Source organism: Acinetobacter sp. AB03, assembly GCF_058107045.1.
Genome location: NZ_JBUEBA010000002.1, coordinates 2,872,476 through 2,895,132, shown reverse-complemented (window position 1 = coordinate 2,895,132; position 22,657 = coordinate 2,872,476). Strand labels below are relative to the sequence as shown.

Genomic DNA, 22,657 nt, shown 5'->3' with positions numbered 1-22,657 from the left:
TTCATTTTCATAGTGGGTTGCAACTTTATCCAACATGGCATCGAGGGCACCAGATTCTTCACCAATCGCTACCATTTGTACTGCCATCGATGGAAATTTATTGGTGGCACGCATCGCGAATTGAAGTTGTTGTCCTGTTGCGACATCTTCACGGATCTTCATCACGGCTTCTTCATAGACTACGTTATTGGTTGCACCCGCGGTAGACTCGAGGGCATCAATTAAGGGTACGCCCGCCGCAAAGGTGGTAGACAGCGTACGGCTATAACGCGCGATAATTGCTTTATAGACTAAATCACCAAAAATCGGGGCTTTCAGTGCGGCTTTATCCAGCATGTCACGAAACTTTTTACTCCGCTTTTTGGTTTCGAGTAAAGCGGTAATCACAACACCAACCACAATAATCAAAATGAACCAGTATTTCTGCATCCATTCAGACATATTTACCACCATTTGGGTGAATGCGGGTAAGTCCGCCCCAAAGGAACTAAAAAGTTCTTGGAAAACGGGGACGACTTTGACCATCAAAATAATGGTTACGATCACAGCAACCACAACCACGGTTGCTGGGTACTTCATGGCTTTTTTAATTTTTTGCTTTAACAATTCACTTTTTTCTTTATAGACCGCCACACGATCCAGCATGGTCTCAAGTGCACCCGATTGTTCGCCAGATTCAACCAGTGAACAGAATAAGTTGTCGAAATATTGCGGATATTTTCTGAGTGCTCCCGCAAAGGTGTTACCGCCTTCAACTTCGCCTTTGATACCAAGGACGACTTCACGCATTGACGGGTTTTCTAAACCTTCAGCTACAATTTCAAAGCCTTGTACTAGTGGTACACCGGCTTTCATCATGGTTGCGAGCTGTCGAGTGAAAATCGTGATGTCCAGTGTCGTCACTTTTTTCTTCATTATGCCTTCAAGAATATTCTTTTTCTTTTCTCGAATACTCTTGATGGTAATCCCTTGTTTGCGCAAAGTAACTTTGGCGAGGGCAAGATTACGTGCAGGCAATTCCCCTTTAATTTTTGACCCTTTACGATCAATCCCTTCATAATTGAAGGTTGGCATCATCTGTGCTTTTTTGACAGCCATGCATTTATCCTTATTCTTTCAATATTTCAACTATTCGCTGGTTACACGATTCACTTCTTGTAAGGAAGTGACCCCCTGCATAACCTTGAGTAAACCTGAACGACGTAAATTGTTAAATCCTAATTTTGCAGATGCTTCAGCAATCTGTAAGGCATTGCCATCTTCCATAATAATTTTTGAAATTTCTGGCGTGACTTTCATAACTTCATAAATACCAACACGTCCTTTATAGCCTTCACGGCACTCAGCACACCCCACCGGTTGATAAACTTTGAAGTCTGGATCTTTGATATCTGTTGGAGTAAAGCCCATTTCGAGCAAACTTTGTTCAGGAATATCGACAGAGGCTTTGCATTGGCTACATAAGCGGCGTGCTAAACGTTGTGCAATTACCAAATTGACCGAGGTCGCAATGTTAAAAGATGGAACCCCCATATTGCGTAAGCGGGTCAGGGTTTCAGGTGCACTATTGGTGTGGAGTGTCGACATGACCATGTGACCTGTTTGCGCGGCTTTAATCGCGATTTCAGCTGTTTCAAGGTCACGAATCTCACCCACCATCACAATATCAGGATCTTGACGTAAGAAGGACTTCAGTGCAGCAGAGAAGGTGAGGCCGACTTTATTGTTCACATTGACCTGATTAATGCCTTCTAAGTTAATCTCAACAGGGTCTTCCGCAGTTGAAATATTGGTGTCTTCTTTATTTAGAATATTCAAACCTGTATACAGCGATACCGTTTTACCTGAACCTGTCGGGCCAGTAATTAACAACATGCCTTGCGGTTTGTCTAAAGCCTGCATAAATAGGTCTTTTTGGTCTGGCTCATAACCTAAAGCATCAATCCCCAGCATAGCACTGGATGGATCGAGAATACGCAGAACCAGTTTTTCACCAAACAAAGTTGGAAGTGAGTTGACACGAAAGTCAATGGCTTTACTTTTCGACAGCTTTAATTTAATCCGGCCATCTTGTGGCACGCGCTTTTCAGAAATGTCCATTTGTGACATGACTTTCAAACGAGAGGCGAGGCGAGTCGCCAGTTGTAATGGCGGACTGGCAATATGACGCAGAACCCCATCTACTCGATAACGGACACGGTAAGATTTTTCATAAGGTTCAAAGTGCAAGTCTGATGCGCCCATACGAATCGCATCGATCAGTAATTTATTGATGTATTTGACGATCGGTGCTTCATCGCCTTGAGGTGAGTCATCGTCCTCTTTATCATTTGAGTTCTGATGGTCTTGCTCTAAGTCTAAATCAATATCTTCATCAGAAAATTCAAAGCTATCGGCTTGCGCGAAATTTTGTTCGATTAGTTTTTCAAGCTGGGGATGTTCAACAATAATCGCTTCAATGTTCATTTTAGAATTGAAACGAATCGCGTCCATCGCATCCATGTTGGTTGGATTGCTGGTGGCGATATAGAGGATATTGCCACGACGGTAAATCGGCAACACACGATGCTTGGTGATAAGTTTGTCTTCGACCAGATCCCGTAGAATTTGTACAGAATCATAGACACTTAAGTCAAAAACAGGCTCTCCAAACTCCAAAGAAATCGTCTCAGCGATCATTTGTGGGGAGAGTTTATGATTTTCAATCAGATAAGGAACGATGTCTTGCTGAGCCTTTTTTGCAGAGAGCATTGCCTGCTGCATATTTTCAGCAGTCATGCGTCCGTCTTCGACTAAGCGTCGAATGAAGCCTGTGAACTTAGGCAAACCATTTGATACTGACATTCCCCAGATCCTTAACTTCTCAATTGTTTATAATTGGTATCGTAAAATTATACTTTTGTTGCACAAAAATACCATATCTGAAAGTGTTGTCACCACCTTAATATCGATTAAAAGCATGAACTGGTCGTGATAGCAGGCGGTTTTTTTACAAAAAGATGTCTTTATTTTCACTCGTATTATTTTGATTGCCGAAGAAATTCTAGAAGAAAACTATCTTTGAAAAATAAATACCGTGTAGAATGAGGCCGTTTTAATGAACTGTTTTGAATAGGGTGCTGTATGTCGGGTTCGACGATTAAGCCATGGGTTGTCGGCAATTGGAAGATGAACCCAATGCAGGCAGATGCCAAGCAATTGCTTCAAGAATTTAAACAGCTCTTGCAAGAGAATGAAATAGCAGAAGAAAAATGTAATATTGGGCTTGCGCCTGTGACGCTGGCTTTGACGTCAACGCAGGCTGAATTGGCGAATGCTGCACGTTCAGTTTTTACTGTGGCGCAAGATGTTTCGCGTTTTGGCAACATAGGTGCATATACGGGTGAGGTGAGTGCAGAGCTGCTTAAAGATAGTCAAATTGAATATGTTTTAATTGGTCACTCAGAACGTCGCGAATATTTTGCTGAAAGTGCGGCAATTTTAAATGCGAAAGCTCAAAATGCCTTAAATGCGGGTTTAAGCGTTATTTACTGTGTGGGTGAAAGCTTAGAGCAGCGCGAATCTGGTCAGGCAGAAGTGGTCGTTTTACAACAAATTTGCGACTTAGCCAGTGTGGTAACGGCAGAGCAGTGGCCTCATATTGTGATTGCCTATGAGCCAATTTGGGCCATTGGTACAGGAAAAACTGCTTCACCAGAAGACGCGCAAACCATGCATGCTAAAATCCGTGAAGGCCTCACGCAAATTACCAGTTATGGCGCGAACATGGCCATTTTATATGGTGGTAGTGTAAAAGCTGAAAATGCAGTAGAGTTAGCGGCCTGTCCAGATATCAATGGTGCACTCGTCGGTGGGGCATCATTAAATGCAACGTCGTTTTATAAAATTGTCGAAGCATTTGCAAATACAAAATAATTAGGAGTTCAGCATGCAAACTTTTGTGCTGGTAGTACATATTATCTTAGCTGTGTTGATGATCGTGCTGATTTTGGTCCAGCATGGTAAAGGTGCAGATGCTGGTGCTTCGTTTGGTGGTGGCGGTGCTGCAACTGTATTTGGTGCATCGGGTTCAGGTAATTTCTTGACGCGATTGACTGCGGTTTTGACAGCCTTGTTTTTTATCACCAGTTTGTCACTTGCTGTGTTTGCCAAAAAGCAAACCACAGATGCCTATAGCTTAAAGTCAGTGCAAACGACAAGTTCTGCACCTGCACAATCGACTGAAACTTCGCCAGCTGCACCTAAAACAAGCGAATAATTGGAATTAGTCCTTTCTTTTTTGTGACGATGCTACTAGAATGCGTCACAGCTGCGGTGGTGGTGGAATTGGTAGACACGCTACCTTGAGGTGGTAGTGCTTTCGGGCGTGGGGGTTCAAGTCCCCCCTTCCGCACCAACTTATGAATCCAGAAGATTAAGTTGGTGTATGCAGCAAATTCTGTTGATGCGGGATGGAGCAGTCTGGTAGCTCGTCGGGCTCATAACCCGAAGGTCGTTGGTTCAAATCCAGCTCCCGCTACCAATCAATCTTATTTTAGAAGCAAACTAAAGTGAGTAGCTTAAGTGATTAAGTTAAGAATATTTTTTGCGTTTTGTTGCGGGATGGAGCAGTCTGGTAGCTCGTCGGGCTCATAACCCGAAGGTCGTTGGTTCAAATCCAGCTCCCGCTACCAATCTTATTTTAGATGCAAACTAAAATAAGCAGTTTAAGTGATTAAATTGAATAATTTTTGCGTTTTGTTGCGGGATGGAGCAGTCTGGTAGCTCGTCGGGCTCATAACCCGAAGGTCGTTGGTTCAAATCCAGCTCCCGCTACCAATTTGATTTAGGTGCAACTAAATCAGAGCAAGTACGAAGTATTTAGATTGAAAAATAGTTCATATTTGTATATAATTTTTGCACGTTGATGCGGGATGGAGCAGTCTGGTAGCTCGTCGGGCTCATAACCCGAAGGTCGTTGGTTCAAATCCAGCTCCCGCTACCAAGTTTCTAAAAAGAGGCTCACAACAAGGTGGGCCTTTTTGCACAGTGGATATTAATTTTCTGTGCAATAATTGGGGCGATTACGCCCTTTTTTATTGGCTATCGTGTAGTGTCGATGTGAGCCGGATACGGTGAAAGTCAAAGTGTCATGTTCCACTACTACTATAGTTTGTATCTGCTTGTAGTGGTCTGTTTCGGCCATTGAATCGCACAAAAATGACGAGAGTAAATGAAGCTATCAAATAAAACTCAAGCACTCCAAGACTTAATTGCTCCTGCAGTGCAAGCCTGTGGTGTTGATCTTTGGGGGATTGAATTTCTTCCTCAAGGAAAACGTTCTTTATTGCGCATTTATATCGACAAAGCTGTCGACGAAAATGCAGAACCCATCATCAATGAAGATGGTGAAGAAGAGCAGGGCCGTGGCATCGGCGTACAAGACTGTGTACGCGTGACTCAGCAAGTCGGCGCAATGATGGATGTCCATGATCCAATTTCAGGTGAATATGCACTTGAAGTGTCATCTCCAGGTTGGGATCGTCCATTTTTCCAACTTGAACAATTACCTGCATATATTGGTCAACAGATCGCTTTCCGTTTGATCAGTGCAGTCGATAACCGTCGTAAATTCCAAGCTAAATTGGTTGCTGTAGATCTTGAAGCTGAAATGATTCAAGTCGAAGTGGAAAAGCAACAGGTGCTTGAAATCGATAGTAATAATATTGATAAAGCCAATTTGGTCTATCAAGATTAATTCATTTAATAAATAAGAATCTGAACGAATAGGTGGCTTATGGCACGTGAAATTCTTACCGTAGTTGAAACGGTTAGTAATGAAAAAGGTGTACCTCGTGAAGCGATTTTCGAAGCCTTAGAACAAGCGCTTGTTGCTGCGACTAAAAAGAAATTTTACGAAGGAACAAACTCTGAAGAAGCTCAGCTTCGTGTAGAGATTGATCGTAAAACGGGTGAATACAGCACTTTCCGTCAATGGGAAGTGGTTGCGGATGAAGATCATGAAATGCCAGCATGTCAAGATGCGATTTCAGATGTTGATCCTGCACAATGGTCGATTGGTGATATTCGTGAGCTTGAAGTGCCTTCAATTGACTTTGGTCGTATTGCGGCGCAAATTGCAAAACAAGTGATTGTTCAAAAGATTCGCGAAGCTGAACGCGCGCTGATTGCAGATGCCTACGAGTCTAAAGTGGGTGAGTTGATCTACGGTGAAGTGAAAAAGCAAACCAAAGATGGCTTTATCATTGACTTAGGTGACAATGCCGAAGCGTATCTTGCACGTGAAGAAATGATTGCAAAAGAAATTTTGCGTCCGAAGCAACGTGTAAATGCGATTTTGTTTAATGTGAACCGTGAAGGTCGTGGTGCACAACTACAATTGTCACGTGCCAAGCCTGAAATGCTCATCGCTTTGATGAAGAAAGAAATTCCTGAAATTTCTGAAGAAATTATTGAGATTAAAGCGGCAGCGCGTCAACCTGGTGTTCGTGCTAAAATTGCTGTGAAAACCAATGATCATCGTATTGATCCAGTGGGTGCATGTATTGGTATGCGTGGTACACGTATCCAAGCAGTTCAGCAAGAATTGAACGGTGAGCGTATTGATGTTGTTGTATGGTCTGATGATCCTGCACAGTACATTGCGAGTGCTTTAGAGCCAGCAGATGTATCGGGTATTGTGATTGATGAAGAAGAACGTACAGCGGACATTATTTTCGCAACTAGCGATCAATTAGCGCGTGCGATTGGTTCACAAGGTCAAAACGTACGTTTAGCCTCTGAACTTACAGGCTATAAACTCAACATGATGCTTGAAGATGAGTATCATGCTCGTCAGCAAAATGAAGCACAACAATACTTAGACCTATTTGTATCGCGTCTAGATATTGAAGAAGATTTGGCAATGGCATTGGTTGAAATGGGCTTTACTTCTTTAGAAGAGATTGCTTATGTTCCAGCTGAAACATTTGACGAAATCGAGCTAGATGCTGAAGTTGTTGAATTACTTCAAAGTCGTGCCAAAGAAGTTGCATTGGCTGATGCATTACAGCAGCAAGAAAACATCCAAGATCCAAGCGCGGAACTCGTTGCAATGGAAGGGATGACGCAAGAGATTGCTTATGCACTTGCAGCACGTGGTGTCATCACAATTGATGACTTGGCTGACCAAGCGACTGACGATATTGCTGATATTGAAGGTCTGGGTACAGAGAAAGCGGGTCAACTTATTATGAAAGCGCGCGAATCATGGTTTAACTAGGAGATCTACATGACGGATAAGACGATACAAGAGTTAGCTCTCAGTGTGAACCGCCCTGTTGAGAAGCTCCTAGAGCAGGTTCGTGATGCTGGTTTACCACAGCGTAAATCGGACGATATAATCTCTACTGAACAACAAGATGCCCTCGTGCACCATTTGAAGAAAATTCATGGTCAAGACGATGGTCAGGCAGGAAAAATCACGTTGAAACGTAAAACGACCAGTACCGCTAAAGTAGCGAGTACCTCAGGTAAGGCAAAAACGATTAATGTAGAAGTTCGCAAGAAACATACATTTACCAAGCCAGATCCAGAACAAATTAAAGCGGAAGCTTTGGCAAAAGCGCAAGCGGAGCAACAAGCTCGTGCGAACGTTCAAGCTATGGTTGAACCAAAAGCTGAAACTCCAGTAGTAAATAAAGCGGCTGCAAACTTTGAAGCGATGCGTGCTGCTGCAAAGCAAGAAACGACGAAGCAAGAAGTAGCAAAAGCTGCGGTAGTTGTGAAGCGTAAATCAAACAATAAGCCTGTGGTTAAAGCACAAGTTAAAGTTGTTGAAACACCTGAACAGAAAAAAGCACGTGAAGCTCAAGCCGCTCAATTAAAAGCGACTGAAGAGGCAGCACGTCGTAAGGCAGCTGAAGAAGCGCAGCAACGTACACTTGAACAAATGCGTCAAATGGCATCTAAGTATTCAAACGAAGATGCAACTGCGACCATTCGTGTAGTGGATGATTCTCCACTTGCTGCGGGTCTAGTTGGCCAAGCATATGAAGACTCATTTGCGAAAGAAGACCGCGAAATCAAACGTGGTACCAATACGCCAGCTACACGCGCACCGAAGAAAGGCGGTCGTCGTGGTGAAGAGCAGTCTTTCCGTGATAACTCGCATAAACGTGGTTTGAAAACAAGCTCTGCAAACAAGCATGGCTTTGAAAAACCGGTTAAAAAGCAAGTTTATGATGTTGAAATTGGTTCAACCATTGTGGTTGCTGACTTGGCTGCAAAAATGGCAGTTAAGGTACGTGAAGTAATTAAGTCACTCATGAAAATGGGTGAGCTTGTTACTCAGAACCAAGCGATTGACCAAGAAATTGCAGCATTAATCGTAGAAGAAATGGGCCATAACCCAGTTCTTGTATCGGATACGCAAGCTGAAGATAACTTACTTGAAGCAGCAGAAGAAGCACGTGGCGCTCAAACGACTCGTCCTCCTGTTGTGACTATCATGGGCCACGTTGACCATGGTAAGACATCATTACTTGACCGCATTCGTCGTGCTAAAGTGGCACAAGGCGAAGCAGGTGGTATTACACAGCATATCGGTGCTTACCACGTTACAACGGACAAAGGTATCATTACTTTCCTAGATACTCCGGGACACGCAGCATTTACTGCAATGCGTTCACGTGGTGCGAAAGCAACAGACATCGTGGTGTTGGTTGTTGCAGCGGATGATGGTGTAATGCCACAAACAGCTGAAGCGATTGATCACGCACGTGCTGCAGGTACGCCGATTATTGTTGCCATTAACAAGATGGATAAAGAATCTGCTGATCCAGATCGCGTATTGAATGAATTGACTGTGAAAGAAATCGTGCCTGAACAATGGGGCGGTGATGTTCCTGTTGCAATGGTTTCAGCACATACAGGTCAAGGTATTGATGAGCTTCTAGATATTATTTCAATTCAAGCTGAATTACTTGAGTTGAAAGCATCTGAAGAAGGTGCTGCTCAAGGTGTCGTGATTGAAGCACGTGTAGACAACAGCCGTGGTGCGGTAACGTCTATCCTTGTTCAAAACGGTACATTGAAAGTAGGTGACCTTGTTCTTGCCGGTGCATCTTACGGTCGCGTACGTGCGATGACAGATGAAAACGGTAAACGTATTCAGTCTGCAGGTCCTTCAATTCCGGTTGAAATTTTAGGTCTACCTGAAGCGCCAATGGCGGGTGATGAAGTTCTTGTTGTGAATGACGAGAAAAAAGCACGTGAAGTTGCCGATGCGCGTATGGATCGTGAACGTCAAAAACGTCTTGAGCGTCAAAGCGCAATGCGTCTTGAAAATATCATGGCGTCTATGGGCAAGAAAGATGTGCCTATCGTCAATGTGGTATTGAAAACTGATGTACGTGGTACATTGGAAGCATTACACGTTGCTCTTGCTGACCTTGCAACAGACGAAGTTAAAGTCCGTGTTATTGGCTCAGGTGTTGGTGCGATCACTGAATCTGACGTAACACTAGCTGAATCTTCTGAAGCGGTACTTCTTGGCTTTAACGTACGTGCGGATAACGCAGCGCGTCAAAAAGCGGATGCTGACGGTATCGATATTCGTTACTACTCAATCATCTATCAATTGATTGATGATGTGAAAGCAGCGATGAGCGGTAAACTTGCGCCTGAACACCGTGAAACAATTCTGGGTGTGGCTGAAGTACGTGAAGTGTTCCACTCAAGTAAGTTTGGTGCAGCAGCAGGCTGTATGGTACTTGAAGGTATGTTACACCGTAATAAACCAATTCGTGTCCTTCGTGATGACGTGGTTGTGTTCCAAGGTGAACTTGAGTCACTTCGTCGCTATAAAGAAGTGGTTGAAGAAGTTCGCGCAGGTATGGAATGTGGTCTTGCGGTTAAAGGTTATAAAGACATCAAAGAAAAAGACAAGATCGAAGTCTATGATGTTCAATTGATCAAACGGAGTCTTTAATGGCGGGTAGTCAACGTCTTAAGCGCATGGCGGATACAGTGCAACGTGAGTTGTCTGAACTAATTCGCCAAGAGTTGAAAGATCCACGCTTAGGTGGTCTCGTGACCATCTCTGCGGTGAAGGTTAGTCCAGACTTAGGTTATGCTGAAGTATATGTGACTGTGATGGGCCGCGAGCTTGGCGATGAGCAAAGTGAAGCAGCCAATAAAGAAACGCTAGATGTGCTGAACAAAGCATCTGGTTTCTTGCGTCACGAACTCGGCCGTCGTATTAAGACACGTATTACACCGCGTTTGCGTTTCCATTACGATAAAACCAATGCATATGGTAACTATATGTTTGGCCTGATTGCTGAAGCAGTAAAGGATTTACCTGCTGACGAAGCAAACAAAGATGATGAATAATTCAGTCTAACTGAATCAAAAAGCCACCTTCGGGTGGCTTTTTTTATGCGGAGTAATGGCTGAAGCTAGATCAAGACTTTTAGGGATTTTGCACAGGATTATGGTGGGGGATAGAGGGTTGAACTTTTAGGGATTATTTTGACCATCAAGTTGCTGTGGACTGGATTAATATGGGCAATGATTTACCACGGGGGCGCTTTGATTATTTTAATTTTTGAGTAGATTATCTGTGTTGGTCAATGTACTGGATGTGACACCATCCAATAAGTTTGAACACTATAATCAGTACAATATACAGATGCATGAATTAGCGCAACAGCACCATGTCAATGCTGAAGCGCTAGAATGTATTTATTTTATTTTCTTAACACCACAAGCATTTAAAGACGATGTTCAGTGTCTTCATGCTTATTGCTAAAAGCTCTGCGACGAGTACGTTGCCAAGGCAGTGGACGATTGAGTGCTTCTGGAACGTCACCACTCAGTGAGCGTAAGCGTAAATGTAGCGCCGCTTGCGCCATCAAATTCGCCGATACGGGTGCGGTTAAAAAGGCAAACAGCGTTAATAACAGCTCAGCAAAACCAAAGCGTCCTTGGAATGCAGAATAGATCATTGCCGCGATCAAGAAGCTCCCTAAGCCTAAGGTACTGGACTTGGTTGGGGCATGTAGGCGCATGAATAAGTCGGGCAGGCGCACCATTCCAATCCCTCCGACCAGCATGAAGAAAGTGCCGATCATGAGAAAAATGGAGACTAAAATTTCCATCGTAAGTTGCATCGATCTTGCTCCTAGTCAATCACATGACCTGAGGTGAAGTAGCGTGCTAAAGCGGCTGTAGAGACAAAGCCGAGCATCGCAACCAAAAGAGCACCTTCAAATAATGAAGTGCTGGCCCAGTAAATGCCTAAAATAATAATGAGGCAGATTGCATTTAAAAAGAGAGTGTCGAGTGCTAAGAGTCGGTCTACAATCGATGGACCGATGATTAAGCGAATTAAGCACAACAACATTGAAATGGTGACGGCGATTAAACAAATCCCGAGGGCATAAGGCAAAATAGTCATGCTTTGTCTCCTGCTTCGACACCAAAAATTTGCATCAACGGTTTTTCATAACGCGCTTTGATATTTTCAATCTCGGCATTTTCATCATCGGTGCTGAGGGCGTGAACTAAAATGTCCCCACGATCTTGATCGATGCCTGCTGAAACAGTACCTGGTGTGGTGGTAATAATCATCGCCAGTAAGGTGTTTACTTCCTCATGTTGTGTTTCCAGCGGAACGCGAAACCATTTGGGTTGTAGACGATCAATTGGGCCGAGGACCAATTTAGCCACTTGAATATTCGACACCACAATGTCGTATAACACCACAAAAAATAGTTTCAGCGCCGCTTTCCATTCAATATTTGGAGTGTAAGTAATGAATGGTCTGATCAGACGCGGAATAAAAATAGCCAGTAAAAATGCCATCACTAAGCTGGCTGCATCGACACTATGTGCCAACATCACCCAGCTCAGCGCAACAATCACCGAGACAAAAGGGTGGGGTAACCAACGCTCCAAAAACGACGTTTTTTTCATGTTTAAGGCTCCACCATCGGTTGTAGGCTTTCAGCATCGGGATTCACTTCAGCCTGTTGTTGCTGTTGCATTTGGCGTTTTTTGTATTCGGAAATATGTTCGCCTTCCAATGTTTCTTCTGAAATTAAATATGGAATCAAATGTGCATTCGGATCTACGCGTTCGCCACCATATTTGGTTTCAGGTAAATTTTCGCTGTCGAAAGGTTGTACGCTAATGGTTTGCCCATGCTCATCAGTTTTCAGTAAAGTTTGTTCATAGAGTACATTATTTTGGATTTGCTCAGCCGTTTGGTAAGTGTACTTTTGAATTGGACCTGCAAACACCATATAAGCCATTAAACCGACCAACAAGAGATAAATGGTTTTGTCATTGCGCTTCGGTGCTTGTTCAGGCAAAGCTTGGTACACTGCATAAGCAGCTTCATTCGGGTTGTCTTCTGGTTTAGTTGCGCGCCAAAAAATCACGAAACCTACACGTGTAAACGCAATAATACTCAACAAGCTCACCACTAAAATGGTCACAATAATCAGCAATTGATACGGTGAGTGTGCGGTGGCTTGAAGAATAAACACTTTGCCTAAGAAGCCACTAAAGGGCGGTAAACCTGCCATCATCAAGGCAATGGTGAAATAGGTTAACGCCACCACCTTATGCTGTTTCATTTGCGGGGCAATTTTAAAGTGGTCTTTAAACTCACCACGTTGAGAGGTAATCCAACCACTTAAAATGTAGAAAGCTGCCGCAATAATGGTGCTGTGTACCAAATAATACAGTGCCGCTGCCCATGCCAAGGTATTGAATAGGGAAATGGCGATTAAAATCGTGCCCACAGAAGACAAAAGCATAAAGCCAATGAAACGACGTAAGCGTTCTGCGCCCATCGCGCCAATCACACCATAGACTGAGGTAATTAAACCAATCGGCAATAGAATGTATTGCAGGATTTCACGGCTAATGGCATCGTCAAATACGGTGCCATTAACACGTAAAATGGCATAAATACCGACTTTGGTCATGATGGTGAACAGTGCCGCCACAGGAGTGGTCGCGACCGCATAGGTTTTTGGTAGCCAAAAACCGACAGGTAGCATGGCTGCTTTAATGCCAAAGACTGTAAACAACAACAGCCCGCCAGCAACAGCAATACGATGTTGATCGCCTTCTAATAGAGGCATCAAACGTGCAACATCCGCCATATTGAGGCTGCCGACGCTGCCGTAAATCATGCCCAGACCAATCAGAAACAGAGCTGATGCCAACAAGTTAATAGTGACATAGTGAATGCCGAGTTGAAAACGCGCTTTGCCTTGGCCATGCAGTAACAGGACATAGGAGGCCATTAATAAAATTTCAAAGAATACAAACAGGTTAAATAAGTCGCCTGTCAGGAAGGCACCGGTTAAACCCATCAGTAGGAAATGGCACATGGCATGGAAATAACGGCCACGTTCATCCCATTCTTTGCTGGCAAACCACATCACTGGAACAGCCAAGCCGTAGGTTAAAACCAACATCAGGGCAGACAGTTGGTCGAGGACTAAAACAATACCAAATGGTGCTGCCCATTCACCAAGGTTATAAACACTGATTTGCCCTGAGCTGGCAAAGATCAGATAGTTGACCGCTGTAAATAAACCCAACAGGCCAGAGGTATAACTGATGCCTCGACGCCACGGTTGTCGCCAGTCTTGTGCTAAAGAACCTGATCCAGGATTGCCCAATAACACCAAAATAAAGGCGGTAATGGCAGGAATTAAAATACTAAAAATTGGAGTGTGTTCGGTCCAAAATTGGATGAGGTCATTCATTATGGCTCATCCTCACGTGGGTCAATTTGTGGTATTTCTTCTTTAGAGTCAACGTGGTCGGTTCCTGTTTCATAACGACTGCGTAAAGCCAGTTGTACAATAAACGCCGTGGTAGCAAAGCCAATCACAATCGCGGTTAACACCAAGGCTTGTGGCAAAGGGTCAGTGGCTTTGCTGGCTTCCGTGAGTACCGCGGGTGCATTAAGTTGAAGTCGCCCCATGGCAAATAAAAATAAATTGACGGCATAACCAATCATGGCCAAGCCAAGTACCACAGGGAAGGTACGGGCACGCAAAATCAGATAGATGCCTGTGGCAGTCAACAGACCAATAGCGGAGGCAAGTAACAGTTCTAAACTAATCATATTAATCCCCCTTTGGTACTGGACCAGACATACTAGAGTGACGTGAGTCCCCAAGTACTGAAATAAGTAGCATGGTTGCACCTACGACCGTGATATAAACCCCGACATCGAACAGTGCAGCTGTCGCTAGGTGCATTTCTCCTAAGATCGGTGGCGACACATAAAAGTGTGCACTGGTGAGGAAGGGGCGTCCCCAGAACCATGCGCCTAAGCCTGTTAATCCTGCAATGACCAGACCTGTTCCAATCCAGATTTCATACAAACGACCAGACTTGGCTTTGAGCAGCTGTTCTGCATGATCTTGACCGAGTGCCATGTACTGAATAATCAAGGCCAAAGCGGTAATCAAACCCGCGATAAACCCGCCCCCAGGCAGATTATGTCCACGTAAGAAGATATACAGGCTAACCACCAAGGCAATCGGTAATATCCAAGATGCAGTGATACGAAGCATCAACGGCGATGGATTAAAACGGTAACTAAGACCTTTGGTCATGGTGGTGCCGTGGGTACGCATACCATCCATTAGGCATAGCGCACCAATGCCTGCAATGCCGAGGACTGTAATTTCACCGAAAGTATCGAAACCACGGAAATCGACTAAAATTACGTTGACCACGTTGGTACCGCCGCCTAATGGAATCGACTGCTGCATGAAGAACCATGAAATGGAGTTGTGATCACGGGTCAAGATAAGCCATGTGATCCATGCAATGCCAAGCCCGCCGCCAATCGCAATCAGGGCATCTCGCCAACGGCGTGATACACTCGACTCATAGGGAGTGAGTTGTGGTAAAAGCGATAAACTCATCAATAACAGTACGGTGGTGACCACATCTACGGTGATTTGTGTCAAAGCCAAATCAGGCGCAGAGAAGCAGATAAAGACCATAGTCACGACTAAACCAATCGCACCGCTGATCAATACTGCTTTAATCCGTTCGTGGTGGAACCACAACATCATCCAGCAAGAAGAGAATAACAGTAGCCACAGTACAATCGCTAAAGCAGGGGCATGGGTGAGCTCACGGGTACCTGTGGTCAGCCCTTGTCCTAAAAACGGAAGTGCGACTACGGCAATACTGAAGATCACAATCCAAAGAATATAACTTTGTAATTTGCCGTTTTCAGTCAATCGTTTAAATTTGCGCGAGTTGAGCAGGAGTGACTTAAGGAATAAGTCAAAGGCAACTCGACCTTGTAGACGACCTAAATATGGATCAAGATCAATTTCTCGAATTTTTCCACCTTTAGCCAGACTAAAATAGAAAATCAGACCGCCAACCAAGGCAATAGCACTCATCAACAATGGCATGTTAAAACCATGCCATAGAGCAAGATGTGTGCCTTCAAAATTCATCACTTGGGTGCTGGCACGTGCTGTACTGTTGACTATCTTTTCAACCAATAGGGCAGGGAATAAGCCAACTAAAATACACAGAATCGCCAGTAAAGTGGCTGGTGCACGCATGCCAAACGGCGGCTCATGTGCATCCTTGTTCGGAACTTGTTTGCCCACTGGGCCATCGAAGAAAACCCCATGCACCAAACGCACAGAGTAAGCCACTGCAAAAATCCCCGCCAGTGTCGCGACAATCGCGGAGCAGATGAGCACAGGGCCAGATAGGTTGCTGAGTAGCTCAGTAAAGAACATTTCCTTAGATAAGAAACCGTTGGTCAAGGGCACGCCGGCCATCGACGCTGCAGTGACCATCGTCAAAGTCGCAGTATAAGGTAGCAGTTGCCATAACCCACTAAGCTTACGTAAATCACGTGTGCCTGACTCATGATCGATAATACCTGCGATCATGAACAGCGCTGCTTTAAAGGTGGCATGGTTAATAATATGGAAAATAGCCGCAGCCACAGCCAATGGTGATCCGATCCCCAAGAGACACATGATCAAGCCGAGATGGCTAATGGTTGAATAGGCCAATAAACCTTTCAGGTCTTCTTTAAAGATGGCGAAAAATGCAGCCATACAGAGGGTAAACAGACCAATAAGGATGACCAAATTGTGGAACAGTGCCGCACCTGCAAAAATGGGTAACAGTCGTGCCACCAAGAAAATGCCCGCTTTTACCATGGTTGCTGAGTGCAAATAAGCAGACACGGGGGTCGGAGCTGCCATCGCGTTGGGTAACCAAAAATGGAATGGAAATTGCGCACTTTTGGTAAAAGCACCGAGTAAAATCAGCAGCAACGTAGGAACAAATAAAGCATGACTTTGAATTTGTGCTGTCATCGTCAAGATTTGATCAATCTCGTAGGTGCCTGTGATTTGGCCGAGCAAGATGAAACCACCTAGCATGGCTAATCCGCCCATACCCGTAATGGTCAATGCCATTCGTGAGCCACGTTGCGCCGCGTCGTAATTGCTCCAATAACCGACCAACAGAAAAGATGAGATACTGGTCAACTCCCAAAAAACGAGGAGTAAAATTAAATTATTGGAGAGTGAAATCCCGAGCATGGCTGCCATGAACAACATGAGCAGTAGATAGAGTTTATTGAGAGAATTTTTTGGGCCTAAATAAAAATAGGCATAAATATAAATGAGCGTTCCGATGCCGCTAATCAGTAAGGCAAAGAGGAGGCCTAATGCGTCTAGACGGAAGCTGAAGTCAATTCCAAGCTGCGGCAACCACGACCATGACTGCGTAATGACAGCGCCATTAAACACCTCTCGTGCTTGGGTCAGTAATAAGCCTAAACTTGTCATACTGACCCCAACAGCTGCGAAGGCGGTTAACCTGCGTGAGCTCTGCTTCAGTAATGAGACAAGGGTTGTGCCAAGTATTAACGGTAACAATATAATAATCGGTAGCACACTCGTTTCCATTGTCGTGAATAGGTCAAAACCTATTGGTGAATCTCATCTTTCAAGGATTACAGGACTGCAAAGAGCAGCCCAAGAGTCTCAATCTTGAAAGCCAATGTGAAATTTAAAAATAATGAAGTTGTGTTGCGCAACTCATGAAACGTTATAGCAAAATCCGATTTCAGTTAGAAATTTGCAAGTAAAACCGATCATATAACATGACTAAAACAACATCAATCTTTTTTGCGCTGACGCAAAACATTATACGCGTGATGGTCATTTCTTGGTGGATGACAGGTACTTTCTCAGTGCAATAAATGTAAAAAAGCGACCATTGGTCGCCTGCTTTTGAGGGTTGAAAGAGTGATGCTGATGAAGCAGGCTAAGTTAATGGATTTGCCGATGAGGTATCATCCTCAGCACTGAGTAAAGTGATCAAATGCTGTTGCTGTTCGGGCGAAAGTTGCTGTTGAATCTGTGTGAATAATTCAGCCACACTTAAATCTTGGGGTTCAGCCGCAATTGGTTCGGTGCTTCCACTCGTCGCTTCATGATTGGCAAGGTTTTGGTAAATCACATCGAACTGATGTTGCAGTGGTTCGAGTTGGATCGGACTTAATTGCTTATTTTCCAGTTTAAGGCATTGAAACTCGCTGGCTTGTTCCAGCAACTCACTTCGGTTGCCTGAGGCGATAATTTGTAGTCGAGGAAAAGCCTGATTTAAACGTTTTAAAATGACTTGCGCCATATTTTGATCCAATTGATGATCAATCGCATCAATCAACAGTACGCCGTCACCTTCTAAACACGGGAACAGGCTTTCAGGGTTGAGTAGGCATAAACGTCGCACAATATCGCCAACAAGCGCTACCCAGTTACGAATACTATTGGACAGCTGTTGATAGAGCATGCTGTTGCCATGGTAGCGCACCATCAGTTGTAACTTGGGATGATATTGCAGATAAAGATCTTCTATTTCGGGCAGAACGGTTGCTAACGCTTGCTTAAGCGCTTGTAGGCTGGGTGACTGGATGTGTGCTTGAGCCTGAGCCAGTTTATAGCTTAAGGGGATATCGGGTGGCATGCTTTTAGGCTGATGCAATATCGTTTGTAAAAACTGTGCAGTTTGCGCATTTTCAATATCGCTGATTTCACGAAACCACTCAAAGAAGCGTGCAAAGGTGGTATAGGGAATAGCTGAAATTTCATAGGCATGTGCATGTTGGAAAATCAGGGGATTGTTCTTGCTGAGAATATTCATCTCATTGACAAAACGTTCCGCAGGATAATACGCAATCAACGGTAAACCTTGCAGCGGATCTTGTAATGTTGCCTGCTGATATAGATTGACCAGTTGTTCGAGTTCCAATGTTTCAACTCGACTGATGCCAATACCTTGTTGGTTTAAGGTTTTGTAGAGTTGCCATGTATAGGGTTCGGTCGCAGTGTCGGCTGCCGTAGGTTTGAGAGCATACAACTCAGCGGGCACAGCAACTTGAATATCAATTTTGGACTGTAGGCGGTTCAGCATAATGTCGTGATCTAACATCACCACACCTGCAGAGCGTAAATCTTTATAACGGGCCGCAAACCAAGTCAGAGCCTGATAGCTAAAACGTAAGATTGAGGTCTTGCCTGAGGCTTGATCGCCTAAAATTAAAGTGACGGGTTTATCGTGATAAGAAAAATCGACTTTAATGTCAGCAAAATGCAGGATGTGTTTCAGGTGAATCGATTGAATTTTCATAGAACACCCGCAGCGGTTGTGACTATTTTTACATTCGACTATCCAGCAACTTTACGTAATGAGCTTGGCATTTGTTTTTTCAGCTGTTGCATCAGATCGTAAATGTGATGGATATTTAAACTTACTTTAGCACGTGTACAGGCCACGTAAAGCAGTCTTAACTCTTCATCACTAATTTTATGGTCTTTGTCGTAGACCTTAAACTGATAATCATCTTCGATGTGAACGCGGTTCCACTCTAAGCCTTTGGCTTTGTGTGCGGTGGAAATAATATAATCGGCTTGTTCAATCGGCGTAATCTTCGCGAGGGCTTTTTTGAGTGGATCGGTGCCATGATCATCTACCAATTTTACTAAAGGCTTGATGTCACTGCCGTCATTGGTTTCGCAATATTCATGTACATCATGCCAAGAATTAAACCAGGCCAGTTCCGGCACATCGGTGACGCGCTTACCTTGTTTAAGCATCGCTGCGGCATCGACAAAGCGGTTCAGTTTGACATGGTCGGCTTGTAAGCTGACTTTGTCGCCATGGACCAATCCTGAGAGCAACAGTTCCATAGCGCGCGCATTGGTGCGACATAAAATCGCATCGCGCATTTTGGTATGAGGTTTGTTGACCACTTTGGAGTTGAGCAGAGGGTTGCCCATGAGCGGCACGGTTTCATTCAAGGCGCCTAAAATGGCATTGGCATGCAATGCAATCTCTTCACCAAAACGGAACGAGGTGGTGAGACGGGACTCAGGCAAAGGCAGTTGTTGCATGGCATTGACTGCGCCGCGCCATGCATAAATTTGTTGGTGTGCATCTCCGACATAGATCACTTGTGTATTACGCTGCTTCAGTAAGATGCCCAACATCAGTGGATCAGCGTCTTGTGCCTCATCAAACAACACATAGTCACTTGGGATATTGGGTTCAGACAGCGCCCACAGTTTTAAATAAATATCGTGACCAATCCCAGCCTGATGGTTTGGATCGATAGACTCTAACCAACGACGTTCAATGGCAGGGTAGAGGTGTTTTTGTAGTGAATCGATATCATCAGGGTGTAACCAGCTCGGTGTTTGTAAATGTCGCGGTGCTGGGTACTGAGAACTGGTTGAACAGAAGTGACTCACTGCATTCGCCACAAGGCTGGCCAAGCGTGACGGCATCAATACATATTTTTCATAACGTCCGCCCATCATCCGTCTTAAGGTGATGGGTTCAAGGCGGTATTCTTTGGCGATAAAACTCGGACTTAAACGAGGCAGACGAAGTTTGTCCGTCACTCCACGTGGAACACTGCGAAAAGCAAGCGAGTGGAAGGTTCGGCAGTCGACATTGCCATGAAACTTCGTTTGCGCTTCGCTGGCAATGGCTTTGTTGAACGCTAAATACATGCCACGTCTTTGTGGCATGGCATCGCTAATCATTTGCAGTGTGGTGGTTTTACCTGTGCCTGCATAAGCAATTACTTTAAACGATTTGCCCAGACGCGCGTTATCAATGGCAATGGCTTGCTCATAAGTCGCGCTCGGTTTGATGATATTCGACACAGGCAATAAACTTAGTGGCTGCGGTTGGCTTTTTCAAGCAAACCAGAAAGCCCTTGACGACGTGCCAATTCATTAAGAACCACTTGAGGGTCTAAGTCGAAATAGCCTAAAACCACAATCGTATGGAACCAAAGATCTGCCACTTCATAGATCAAATCATTTTTATGGTCTTCATTGGCTTCAGATTTAAAATCTTTAGCCGCGATAATGGTTTCAACCGCTTCTTCACCGACTTTTTCTAAAATTTTGTTGAGACCTTTGTGGTACAGCTTTGCGACATAAGATGAGTCTGGATCCGCCGCTTTGCGCTCAGCCATCATTTGACCGAGGTAGGATAAAACTTCAACTTGCTCAGACTGAGCCGTTGAGGCATTCATTGCCAATGTATGTGGATTTTTCGATTTTTCGCCATAAATCGCGTTCGGGTCTTTGAGCTGTGCATCCACAATTTCCCAGCCATTTGGCGTGAGTTTACGGTAGAAGCATGATTCACGCCCTGTGTGACAGGCAATTCCGCCGTGCTGTTCAATTTGCAGCACAATTACATCGGCATCGCAGTCGAGACGAATTTCATGTACGGTTTGAAAATGCCCAGATTCTTCGCCTTTGTGCCATAACTTGTTGCGTGAACGAGAGAAATATACGGCTTGGTTTTTCTCAGCCGTCAAAGCCAAAGCTTCACGGTTCATCCATGCAACCATCAAGACACGTCCCGTTTGGTGATGCTGTGCAATGGCAGGGACTAAACCTTGTTCGTTAAATTTTACTTCATCGAGCCATTGCAAATTGTTCATAAGATTTCACCAAGCGAATAAATATTGAGAGTGTTACGATGTTAACGTAGCGCGCTATAGTCTACGTGATTTAAACAGAATAGAGGAGAAACTTTCTACAGTTATCTCACAGCGGCTTAATTGATATATTTTAGAAATTCAACCATCAGTCACCCATCCAAAGCGGATGACGATGATGGTCATCGCATTCTACACAGAATGATTGTTTTGTTTTGCAATATCCCGATAGTTCATTTGACTAAACATGCCTAATTTTAGACCTGAAATCGTCACCGCCATTTCTTTACGGAAATAGGGAATTCGATACATCCAAGCAAAGCTAAAATCACGTAAACCACCTGCCCACCAGAGGTCAGATTGGTAAAGTGGTGTGAGTAAACGACTTAAAAATTGATAGAACGCCGTCGAACTTTGACGGTGTTGATGATACGTTTGCCAGAGTTGGACATAATCAAGGGCTTCATTTTTTCTTGCGCTTTGAACCGCTTGTCCCAAAGCCCATGCATCTAAAAGGGCCATATTTGCACCTTGCCCCAGTTGTGGACTCATCGCATGTGCTGCATCACCAATCACACCAATACGACCCTCACCAAACTTAGACAGCACCACATCACGATAATTTGCAGTCAACCATTGTGATTTTTGTTCAGGCTGGGCAATGACTTGTTCTAACCAATCCGCAGCTGGTTTCCACCGTTTAGACACTTGGTTTAACCAGTCGGAATGCGCTTGTGAATTGTGTAGAAAGTTATTTAGCTGATGGCTTGGAAGACTCCAAAATACACTCGACAGTCTTTGCTTGGGTTCATGTGGCACTGTACCTGTCGGTAAGATGCCCATCATCATTTTAGAGCGGTCATGAAACTGATGTAAAATTTCTGTATCTAATTCAAGACATTCGGGAACAATTGTCCATTTAGCTCCCCAAGGATAAGCTTGATCAACCTTTACCCATTCTTTCGGTCTTAAAAGGCTACGTGCGCCATTGGCAATGATCACAGCATCAAAAGCTTGATCAAATGATTCACCACCTTTTGTACCCAAAACTCGGACTTGATTAGATGTTTCTTCTAATGTTTGAATGTCGGTATTCATATACCACGTAATGAGTTCTGGATATTCACGGCATTTATTTTCTAAAACATGACATAACGTTGCTCGATGAATCCCTACACCATAAAAATCAGGATGCGCTTGTTGATAATGACTATTGACCAGTAAATTTCCACTCGGTAACTGACCTTTGAGCCCAGTGACTTTTGCACCCAGTCTTAAAACCTCATCTAAAAGGCCTAAATGCTCAAAAACAGCTAAACCAGAAGGCTGTAGTAACAGTCCTGCGCCGACAGGTTCGAGTTCTGAGGCTTTCTCTAAAATACTGACTTGAATATTTTGTCGAGCCAGTAAAATCGCAGTGGCTAACCCTGCGGTTCCAGCACCGATGATGGCGAAGTGGGGCGGGTGATTAGAAATCATAGATCGAATGATTTAACCATTGTCTAAAATGAATGCGTAACGAATATCATCAGATTTTTTTAATTGGTCGATGTTGATTTGAATGAAATCTTCTAACGAGCTTGCAATCACATTTTTTCCACGATTCATTTTGTAATTCAATGA

At 44.1% G+C, this 22,657-nt stretch carries 18 protein-coding genes and 5 tRNA genes; 11 read left to right on the top strand and 12 right to left on the bottom strand.

Features of this window, described 5'->3' with window-relative positions; translation table 11 throughout:
• Both ACY3FQ_RS14540 and pilB read right to left on the bottom strand, forming a co-directional pair.
• On the bottom strand, window positions 1-1,098 hold a 1,098-nt coding region (locus ACY3FQ_RS14540; RefSeq protein WP_489774270.1), incomplete at its 3' end, for a type II secretion system F family protein.
• Between the two features lie 30 nt (window positions 1,099-1,128).
• Window positions 1,129-2,844 (bottom strand): type IV-A pilus assembly ATPase PilB, encoded by a 1,716-nt coding sequence (gene pilB / locus ACY3FQ_RS14535; RefSeq protein ID WP_489774269.1) that lies wholly within the window; start codon window positions 2,842-2,844, stop codon window positions 1,129-1,131.
• A gap of 279 nt (window positions 2,845-3,123) precedes the next feature.
• On the opposite strand from pilB, the gene tpiA reads away from it, so the two are divergent.
• The 11 genes from tpiA to ACY3FQ_RS14480 all read left to right on the top strand — a co-directional run bounded on the left by tpiA (window position 3,124) and on the right by ACY3FQ_RS14480 (window position 10,374).
• The gene (tpiA, locus tag ACY3FQ_RS14530; protein WP_489774267.1) at window positions 3,124-3,915 is read left to right on the top strand and encodes a triose-phosphate isomerase; all 792 of its coding nucleotides are present in this window, start codon (window positions 3,124-3,126) and stop codon (window positions 3,913-3,915) included.
• Between the two features lie 13 nt (window positions 3,916-3,928).
• Window positions 3,929-4,258 (top strand): preprotein translocase subunit SecG, encoded by a 330-nt coding sequence (gene secG / locus ACY3FQ_RS14525; protein ID WP_004692710.1) that lies wholly within the window; start codon window positions 3,929-3,931, stop codon window positions 4,256-4,258.
• Window positions 4,259-4,311: 53 nt separating this feature from the next.
• Window positions 4,312-4,396: transfer RNA gene (locus tag ACY3FQ_RS14520), tRNA-Leu, on the top strand.
• Between the two features lie 49 nt (window positions 4,397-4,445).
• Window positions 4,446-4,522 (top strand) — tRNA-Met (locus ACY3FQ_RS14515).
• Between the two features lie 74 nt (window positions 4,523-4,596).
• A tRNA-Met gene (locus ACY3FQ_RS14510) sits at window positions 4,597-4,673 on the top strand.
• A gap of 68 nt (window positions 4,674-4,741) precedes the next feature.
• A tRNA-Met gene (locus ACY3FQ_RS14505) sits at window positions 4,742-4,818 on the top strand.
• An 89-nt stretch (window positions 4,819-4,907) separates the two neighbouring features.
• Window positions 4,908-4,984, top strand: a tRNA-Met gene (locus ACY3FQ_RS14500).
• Window positions 4,985-5,212: 228 nt separating this feature from the next.
• The gene (gene rimP, locus ACY3FQ_RS14495; protein WP_004692708.1) at window positions 5,213-5,737 is read left to right on the top strand and encodes a ribosome maturation factor RimP; all 525 of its coding nucleotides are present in this window, start codon (window positions 5,213-5,215) and stop codon (window positions 5,735-5,737) included.
• Window positions 5,738-5,776: 39 nt separating this feature from the next.
• Window positions 5,777-7,261, top strand: coding sequence for a transcription termination factor NusA (gene nusA, locus ACY3FQ_RS14490; protein WP_004692706.1), 1,485 nt, complete (start codon window positions 5,777-5,779; stop codon window positions 7,259-7,261).
• 9 nt (window positions 7,262-7,270) lie between these two features.
• Complete coding sequence (gene infB / locus ACY3FQ_RS14485) at window positions 7,271-9,970, top strand: translation initiation factor IF-2 (RefSeq protein WP_005400936.1); 2,700 nt, start codon at window positions 7,271-7,273, stop codon at window positions 9,968-9,970.
• Window positions 9,970-10,374: a ribosome-binding factor A gene (locus tag ACY3FQ_RS14480; protein WP_004978763.1), complete on the top strand. Its 405-nt coding sequence runs from the start codon at window positions 9,970-9,972 to the stop codon at window positions 10,372-10,374. The genes infB and ACY3FQ_RS14480 overlap by 1 nt, the downstream gene beginning before the upstream one ends.
• Window positions 10,375-10,754: 380 nt before the next feature.
• Here the strand turns inward: ACY3FQ_RS14480 and ACY3FQ_RS14475 are convergent, their stop codons facing one another.
• The 10 genes from ACY3FQ_RS14475 to ACY3FQ_RS14430 form a co-directional block, all read right to left on the bottom strand.
• Window positions 10,755-11,153: a Na+/H+ antiporter subunit G gene (locus tag ACY3FQ_RS14475; protein ID WP_004692702.1), complete on the bottom strand. Its 399-nt coding sequence runs from the start codon at window positions 11,151-11,153 to the stop codon at window positions 10,755-10,757.
• 11 nt (window positions 11,154-11,164) lie between these two features.
• On the bottom strand, window positions 11,165-11,440 hold the full coding sequence (locus ACY3FQ_RS14470) for a monovalent cation/H+ antiporter subunit F (protein WP_004692700.1): 276 nt from the start codon (window positions 11,438-11,440) through the stop codon (window positions 11,165-11,167).
• A complete protein-coding gene (locus ACY3FQ_RS14465) occupies window positions 11,437-11,958 on the bottom strand; it encodes a Na+/H+ antiporter subunit E (RefSeq protein WP_004978767.1) in 522 nt (173 codons plus the stop codon). The genes ACY3FQ_RS14470 and ACY3FQ_RS14465 overlap by 4 nt, the downstream gene beginning before the upstream one ends.
• Before the next feature lie 2 nt (window positions 11,959-11,960).
• Entirely contained in the window at window positions 11,961-13,769 is a 1,809-nt protein-coding gene (locus ACY3FQ_RS14460; protein ID WP_489774265.1) for a monovalent cation/H+ antiporter subunit D, read from the bottom strand.
• The gene (locus ACY3FQ_RS14455) at window positions 13,769-14,134 is read right to left on the bottom strand and encodes a Na+/H+ antiporter subunit C (RefSeq protein WP_004692695.1); all 366 of its coding nucleotides are present in this window, start codon (window positions 14,132-14,134) and stop codon (window positions 13,769-13,771) included. The genes ACY3FQ_RS14460 and ACY3FQ_RS14455 overlap by 1 nt, the downstream gene beginning before the upstream one ends.
• 1 nt (window position 14,135) lies before the next feature.
• Window positions 14,136-16,976, bottom strand: a complete 2,841-nt coding sequence (locus tag ACY3FQ_RS14450) for a monovalent cation/H+ antiporter subunit A (RefSeq protein WP_489774263.1) — start codon at window positions 16,974-16,976, stop codon at window positions 14,136-14,138.
• Window positions 16,977-17,337: 361 nt separating this feature from the next.
• Window positions 17,338-18,702, bottom strand: a complete 1,365-nt coding sequence (locus ACY3FQ_RS14445) for an ATP-binding protein (protein ID WP_489774261.1) — start codon at window positions 18,700-18,702, stop codon at window positions 17,338-17,340.
• Window positions 18,703-18,740: 38 nt separating this feature from the next.
• Window positions 18,741-20,243: an AAA family ATPase gene (locus ACY3FQ_RS14440; RefSeq protein ID WP_489774259.1), complete on the bottom strand. Its 1,503-nt coding sequence runs from the start codon at window positions 20,241-20,243 to the stop codon at window positions 18,741-18,743.
• An 11-nt stretch (window positions 20,244-20,254) separates the two neighbouring features.
• Window positions 20,255-21,037 carry a bifunctional phosphoribosyl-AMP cyclohydrolase/phosphoribosyl-ATP diphosphatase HisIE gene (hisIE, locus tag ACY3FQ_RS14435; RefSeq protein WP_004978775.1) on the bottom strand — a complete coding sequence of 261 codons (783 nt, stop codon included), beginning with the start codon at window positions 21,035-21,037 and terminating at the stop codon, window positions 20,255-20,257.
• A gap of 189 nt (window positions 21,038-21,226) precedes the next feature.
• Window positions 21,227-22,513 carry an FAD-dependent oxidoreductase gene (locus tag ACY3FQ_RS14430; protein ID WP_489774258.1) on the bottom strand — a complete coding sequence of 429 codons (1,287 nt, stop codon included), beginning with the start codon at window positions 22,511-22,513 and terminating at the stop codon, window positions 21,227-21,229.
• Window positions 22,514-22,657 lie beyond the last annotated feature (144 nt).

Excerpts from the sequence above, each read along its gene's own strand:
- ACY3FQ_RS14465 (WP_004978767.1), bottom strand. The coding sequence starts at position 11,958 with ATGAAAAAAACGTCGTTTTTGGAGCGTTGGTTACCCCACCCTTTTGTC.
- tpiA (WP_489774267.1), top strand. The coding sequence starts at position 3,124 with ATGTCGGGTTCGACGATTAAGCCATGGGTTGTCGGCAATTGGAAGATG.
- ACY3FQ_RS14455 (WP_004692695.1), bottom strand. The coding sequence starts at position 14,134 with ATGATTAGTTTAGAACTGTTACTTGCCTCCGCTATTGGTCTGTTGACT.
- ACY3FQ_RS14475 (WP_004692702.1), bottom strand. The coding sequence starts at position 11,153 with ATGCAACTTACGATGGAAATTTTAGTCTCCATTTTTCTCATGATCGGC.
- nusA (WP_004692706.1), top strand. The coding sequence starts at position 5,777 with ATGGCACGTGAAATTCTTACCGTAGTTGAAACGGTTAGTAATGAAAAA.
- ACY3FQ_RS14430 (WP_489774258.1), bottom strand. The coding sequence starts at position 22,513 with ATGATTTCTAATCACCCGCCCCACTTCGCCATCATCGGTGCTGGAACC.
- infB (WP_005400936.1), top strand. The coding sequence starts at position 7,271 with ATGACGGATAAGACGATACAAGAGTTAGCTCTCAGTGTGAACCGCCCT.
- hisIE (WP_004978775.1), bottom strand. The coding sequence starts at position 21,037 with ATGAACAATTTGCAATGGCTCGATGAAGTAAAATTTAACGAACAAGGT.
- ACY3FQ_RS14450 (WP_489774263.1), bottom strand. The coding sequence starts at position 16,976 with ATGGAAACGAGTGTGCTACCGATTATTATATTGTTACCGTTAATACTT.
- ACY3FQ_RS14445 (WP_489774261.1), bottom strand. The coding sequence starts at position 18,702 with ATGAAAATTCAATCGATTCACCTGAAACACATCCTGCATTTTGCTGAC.
- rimP (WP_004692708.1), top strand. The coding sequence starts at position 5,213 with ATGAAGCTATCAAATAAAACTCAAGCACTCCAAGACTTAATTGCTCCT.
- ACY3FQ_RS14470 (WP_004692700.1), bottom strand. The coding sequence starts at position 11,440 with ATGACTATTTTGCCTTATGCCCTCGGGATTTGTTTAATCGCCGTCACC.
- ACY3FQ_RS14480 (WP_004978763.1), top strand. The coding sequence starts at position 9,970 with ATGGCGGGTAGTCAACGTCTTAAGCGCATGGCGGATACAGTGCAACGT.
- pilB (WP_489774269.1), bottom strand. The coding sequence starts at position 2,844 with ATGTCAGTATCAAATGGTTTGCCTAAGTTCACAGGCTTCATTCGACGC.
- secG (WP_004692710.1), top strand. The coding sequence starts at position 3,929 with ATGCAAACTTTTGTGCTGGTAGTACATATTATCTTAGCTGTGTTGATG.
- ACY3FQ_RS14460 (WP_489774265.1), bottom strand. The coding sequence starts at position 13,769 with ATGAATGACCTCATCCAATTTTGGACCGAACACACTCCAATTTTTAGT.